This is a genomic window from Streptomyces sp. NPDC007346 (genome assembly GCF_040703535.1).
GTDB lineage: Bacteria > Actinomycetota > Actinomycetes > Streptomycetales > Streptomycetaceae > Streptomyces.
In genome coordinates, this window is record NZ_JBEYKR010000255.1 from 1 (window position 1) to 5,318 (window position 5,318).

Genomic DNA, 5,318 nt, shown 5'->3' on the forward strand with positions numbered 1-5,318 from the left:
ATGGCGCCGCGGACCAGGTCGTCCCACATGAACCAGAAGCGGTCCTGACCGGGCGTACCGAAGAGGTACAGGATCAGGTCCTGGTCCAGGGTGATACGTCCGAAGTCCATGGCCACCGTCGTGGTGGTCTTGTCCCCGGTGTGGGTCAGGTCGTCGATGCCCGCGGACGCGGACGTCATCACGGCTTCGGTGCGCAGCGGATTGATCTCCGAAACGGCACCGACAAACGTGGTCTTACCCACGCCGAAGCCCCCTGCCACCACGATCTTCGCCGAGGTAGTGGAGCGGGCCGCTCCGCCGCTAGAGCTTGCGAAGTCCACTGAGCACCCTTTCGAGCAGTGTCACATCTGGCTGGCCGCCGGCGGCCTCGTCGCCGCCGGGCTGATGGATAGCGACGAGTCCGGCCTCGGCCAGGTCGGCGACGAGGATCCGGGCAACGCCGAGGGGGATCGAGAGAAGGGCCGAAATCTCGGCGACCGACTTGATCTCGATGCAGAGCCGGCAGATCCGCTGGTGCTCGGGCAACTGCCCTTGCAGCCGGGACGGATCGGCCGTGGTGCTGACCAGCGCCTCGATGGCGAGCTGGTAACGCGGCCGGGTCCGGCCGCCGGTCATGGCGTACGGACGCACCAGCGGATTGTGCGCGGCGGGCTTGGCGGGCTCGGGGGCCCGCCGCTGCTGCACCGGCTGGACACGGGAGTGCCGCGGTGCGTCGTATCGCTGGGGGTGCTGCGGCTGATGCTGCGGCCACGGCGAATCGGGCTGCTGCTGGGGCCACTCGGGCCCCTGCGAACCGTGGGCGTCCTGCGGCTGCTGGTATGGCTGATAAGAGGCGCCGGGGGCCTGGCCACCGGATGCGGCGGGGAAGCCGAAACGGCCGTCACCGTGCTCACCCGGAACCCTCTGCTCACCCTCGTAAGGGTGTCCGCCTGTGGGTGCTGCCACGTTTCCTCCTCCGACTGCCCGGTCGCCGATCCCAGTGGGGCCGCGCCACCGCACCTTATGGCGCGGTGGCGAGAAACGCACTGTCTGTCTGCTAGTTAAGAAGACTTCCCTGGAGTTCGGCGCGGAGATCCGGGGTCAGAACACTGCCCGCGCGGTCGACCAGGAGGGCCATCTCGTACCCGACCAGACCGATGTCGGCGTCCGGGTGGGCGAGGACGGCCAGTGACGAACCGTCCGAGATGGACATGATGAAGAGGAACCCGCGCTCCATCTCCACCACGGTCTGGTTCACCGCCCCGCCCTCGAAGATCCGCGAGGCGCCCGCGGTCAGCGACGTCAGACCGGAGGCGACGGCCGCCAGCTGGTCGGCGCGGTCGCGCGGGAATCCTTCGGACATGGCCAGCAGGAGTCCGTCGGCGGAGACCACCACCGTGTGCGACACCCCGGGGGTGTTGTCCACGAAGTTGGTGATCAACCAGTTGAGATTCTGCGCCGCCTGGCTCATCGGGCTCACACTAACGCTCCTGGTTGTAGGTGGTACTGGTGTCCGACCCCGCACTGCGTCCCCGCTGGATGCCCCGCCGCAGGTTGCTCAACCTGCCGCGGATGTCCTCGGGTGCGCGGGAGACCTGTGGGCCGCCCTGCTGGGTCTGCTCCGCCGTGCCCTCGACCAGGTTGGCCTTGGGCACGCGCCGGGGGAGGCCGGAGGGGGTGATTCCGCCCGCCTTCGGCTCACGGAGCTTCTCGGCCCGCTCCCAGCGCTCGTCGTTCGTCGAGCGCCAGTCGTCGGTGCCGTCCCCGTCGGTCTGCGGGACCTGCCGCTCTTCCTGCTGCGGCTGCTGCCGCTGCGGCGCCGGAGCGGGCTGGTCGTTGCCGCGGCCGCTCGGCTGCCAGTGCTGCGCACCGCCGCGGCGAGGCAGACCGGCGTCGGTCAGCTCGTGGCCGACGTTCGGGGTGGAACCCGGACGCTCGAAGCCTACGCGCTCCTGCGACGGGGCGGGAACGCCCGGAACAGATTCCGCCTCAGCCTGCCGAACCGGCTCAAAAGTGTTCTGGAAACCGCTCTGAACAGGCCAGTCGTCCTGGTGGGACTGGTCGGCCGGGGCAGCGAATCCGGCGGTGGCGTACGGGTCCTGCGGGTTCTCCGCAGCGGCATACGCCGCTTCCGCGTACCCCTCCTGCGGCTGCGCCTGAGCCCCGTCGTGCTCCTGCTGCCGCGGGTAGCCGTCCTCGGTGCCGTAACCCTGCTGCTCGTAGGAGCCGGCGTACGGGGCCTGCTGCGCCTGCTGTACGGAGTCCTGGCCGTACTGCTCCTGGCCGTAGGACTCCTGCGCGTACTGCTGCGTGCTGTCGTCGTACGGGTCCTGCCCGGCGTACGGGTCCTGCGCGTGGCCGTCCTGGACATAACCCCGCTCCTGGGAGCCGTCCGGGAACGGGCCCTCGGTGCCGGTCTGGGCCTCCAGCGTCGCCCGGCGCTCCTCGCGCATCAGCGAACGGTTGACCGGGTCCAGCCGGCCCGGGTCCGCCGGGATCTCGTAGCGCGAGTCGTCGAAGCCGAGCTCCGCCGCCGTGCGCATCTGGCCGTGCTGCGGGGCCGGCTCGAAGGCGTCCCGCTGCTCGGGAATGATCGAGGAGACGGTGAAGTCGTCCGGCCCGTCCAGCAGCTCGCCACCGCCACCGTGGGTGATGGCGTCCGGGAGCATGACCAGCGACGTCGTCCCGGCCTGCTCGCCCGAGGGGCGCAGCTGGACCCGGATGCCGTGCCGGTCGGCGAGCCGGCCGACCACGAACAGGCCCATGCGCTGGGAGACCGCGGCGTCCACCGTCGGCGGGTTGGCCAGCTTGTGGTTGATGTCGGCGAAGTCCTCGGCGGTGAGGCCGATGCCCTTGTCGTGGATCTCGACCATCACGCGGCCGTCGGGCAGCCGGGTCGCGGTGACGCGCACCTTGGTCTGCGGCGAGGAGAACGTGGTGGCGTTCTCCAGCAGCTCGGCCAGCAGGTGCACGAGGTCGGTGACGGCCCGGCCGTGGATCTCGGCCTCGGGGACCCCGGACATCTCGATGCGCTCGTACGACTCCACCTCGGAGGAGGCGGCCCGCAGGACGTCGACCAGCGGCACCGGCTGGTCCCAGCGGCGGCCGGGCTCCTCGCCGGAGAGGACGAGCAGGTTCTCGCCGTTGCGCCGCATACGGGTGGCCAGGTGGTCCAGCTTGAAGAGGCTCTCCAGCTGGTCCGGGTCCGCCTCGTTGTTCTCCAGGTCGGTGATGAGGGTCAGCTGGCCCTCGATGAGCGACTGGTTGCGGCGCGAGAGGTTGGTGAAGATCGCGTTGACGTTGCCCCGCAGCATGGCCTGCTCGGCGGCGAGCCGGACGGCCTCGCGGTGCACCTGGTCGAAGGCGCGGGCGACCTCGCCGATCTCGTCCTGCGTGGTGATCGGGATCGGCTGCACCCGGGTGTCGACCCGGCCCGGGTCGGTACGGGAGAGCTGGTCGACGAGGGTGGGCAGCCGCTGCTCGGCGATGGAGAAGGCGGCGGTACGCAGCTGGCGCATCGAGCGGCTCATCTGGCGGGCCATGAGCCCGGCCAGGATGAAGGCGGCCAGGAGGGCGATGACGACGGCCAGGCCGTTGACGATGGCGTCCCGCTTGGCGTCGGAGGAGATCTTCGCGGCCTCGTTCACCGCCTTGGTGACGAGCTCGTCCTCGACGGTGGCGTACCCCTCGAACTTGGCGGTGGCGGCGGCCATCCAGGTCTCGGGCGTGATGCCCTTCTTCGCCAGGTCCTCGGGGTCCTGGCCCTGGCCGATCTGCTGGGCCATGCCGTCGAAGACCGAGCCGTCGATGCTCGGCGGCGACACGAAGGGCTGGCCGGCGGCCTCGGCCTGCTCACGGGCGTTCTTGAGCTGCTTGGCGCCCTCGGCGGCCTTGCCCGCCATGACCTGCTTGAGGCGGTCGACGTCGGCCTGGGTGCCGCCGGAGTTGAACTCGGCGAGGGCGATCTGCTCCATGTAGTTGTACGAGCCGAAGGCCTTGACCTGGTCGTTGTAGACGCCGGGCTTCTTGCTCGGGCGCACCAGCAGGTGCATGCCGATCGAGCGCTGAAGCGATTCTGCAGCCTTGGCCAGCTCGATCGCGTAGACGGTACGGCCGTAGCTGGTGATGTTGCCGGTGCCGAGGCCGAGTTCGTTGGAGAACTCCATCAGCGAGTGCTGGACCTGGGTGTAGCCCTCTTCGGTCTTCACCGGGTCCAGCGCCTGCGAGTAGGCGGCCTTGCGGAGCTCGGGGAGCTTGGGCTCCTCGCTCTTGAAGAGCTTGAGGCGGCGCTCCAGACCCGGCTTGGCGGGCATGTCCTTCACCGCGTCCTCGAACGTGGCACGCGCCTCGTCCGTGGTGGCCCGGGACTGCTCGACGATGTCGGCCTCCCGGTCGCCGGAGAGCAGCGGCTGGGCCGTGAGGTCCCGCTCGTCGAGGAGCGCCTGACCGTAGTCCGAGGCCGCGCGCACGACGCGGGCGATCCTCTCGGCCTCCTGCGCCTCGCTCCAGGTGTCGATGGACCCCTTCACCTGGAAGCCGCCCATGACCAGGCCGACCATGACGGGGATCAGGAGGATCGCGTTCAGCCGGGTGGCCACCCGCCAGTTGCGCGGGGAGAACCGGCTGGCGTTGCCACCGGCCGGCTCCGGCTCGGGCGCCTGTGCAGGCGACGCAGCGGTGTGCGACGGCGGGGTGAAGTTGCCCCGCTCGGGCTGCACCGCGGAGCCCTCGTTGCTTCGCCTCACTCGACCAACAACCTCTCGGCGCCGACACCTACGTTGTGCCGGATTATTCGTTCAGGGCCGTAACTACTCGGGAGTTCGTCGAATTGCAGCACGGGGACGGGTCCCCTTCCAAACACTCGGAATGGATCATTCCGAGTGGCCCACGCCTCAGATAAAACGGGCATAAAGAGCGAGCCCCGTCAAAAGGCGGGGCTCATGTGAGCGCAGTGGCACCGTGTGGCTGCGTCGGGTGGTGGCGCGGGGCCAATTCTCTGTCGAAACGTTATGAACACGGGGGCGGATCGTGTCAAACGACACAGGCCGCCCCCGCGTGACTACAACAACTTCCGTATGGCAAAAACGACTTACGCCTACTTGTCGGGACTACTTCAGGCGGGCCATCAGGGCGTGCTCGACCAGGGTGATCAGGCCGCTCTTGGCATCCGCACGATGCCGGGCGTCCGTGGTGATGATGGGTGCGTCCGGCCCGATCTGGAGCGCTTCGCGTACCTCGTCGGGGGTGTAGGGCTGGTGTCCGTCGAAGCCGTTGAGGGCGATGACGAAGGGGAGGCCGCTGTTCTCGAAGTAGTCGACCGCGGGGAAGCAGTCGGCGAG

At 69.3% G+C, this 5,318-nt stretch carries 4 protein-coding genes and 1 pseudogene; all 5 read right to left on the minus strand.

Translation table 11 applies throughout. From position 1 onward, the window contains the following. A partial coding sequence (locus tag AB0917_RS33535; RefSeq protein ID WP_353794769.1) for an ATP/GTP-binding protein occupies positions 1 to 320 on the minus strand: 320 nt, incomplete at its 3' end. Continuing rightward, entirely contained in the window at positions 301 to 945 is a 645-nt protein-coding gene (locus tag AB0917_RS33540; protein WP_366823492.1) for a DUF742 domain-containing protein, read from the minus strand. The genes AB0917_RS33535 and AB0917_RS33540, both read right to left, overlap by 20 nt. Before the next feature lie 91 nt (positions 946 to 1,036). Then, positions 1,037 to 1,450 (minus strand): roadblock/LC7 domain-containing protein, encoded by a 414-nt coding sequence (locus AB0917_RS33545; RefSeq protein WP_006127847.1) that lies wholly within the window; start codon positions 1,448 to 1,450, stop codon positions 1,037 to 1,039. A gap of 10 nt (positions 1,451 to 1,460) precedes the next feature. Further along, positions 1,461 to 4,724: a nitrate- and nitrite sensing domain-containing protein gene (locus AB0917_RS33550; RefSeq protein WP_366823493.1), complete on the minus strand. Its 3,264-nt coding sequence runs from the start codon at positions 4,722 to 4,724 to the stop codon at positions 1,461 to 1,463. A 363-nt stretch (positions 4,725 to 5,087) separates the two neighbouring features. Then, positions 5,088 to 5,318: pseudogene (locus AB0917_RS33555) on the minus strand (ATP-binding protein); the annotation flags it as partial.